At 31.4% G+C, this 271-nt stretch carries 1 protein-coding gene; it reads left to right on the top strand.

Going from position 1 to position 271, the window contains the following annotated elements; translation table 11 throughout:
- The coding region (locus Q5762_RS38445) for a hypothetical protein (protein ID WP_315896956.1) at positions 1–271 on the top strand (271 nt) is incomplete at both ends.

Here is a 271-nt window from a genome sequence, read left to right as displayed (position 1 = left end):
AAAGAACGTGCGGTTGTCTTTTTTGATGATCATCAAAATAAAATTCCTAGGTTGGAGCAGGCTATCAAAAAAGGCTTTAAGCATATTGTTTATGATGATAATGTGCCCTATAAGTATACTCATACTAGTTTTGAGTATTTGTTTGATGTAGAAAAAGATACAAGTGTTAAAAAATATTTTGAGCGATATGAAATATTTCCGCCTATTTATTCAGGAAAACATAAGAGTGGAATTGAACTTAATGGCATCCTCGAAAAAGAGATGGTTGATT

Source organism: Streptomyces sp. P9(2023) (genome assembly GCF_032436795.1).
In the GTDB taxonomy this organism is placed as follows: domain Bacteria; phylum Actinomycetota; class Actinomycetes; order Streptomycetales; family Streptomycetaceae; genus Streptomyces.
This window is presented reverse-complemented; position numbering and strand designations above follow the sequence as displayed.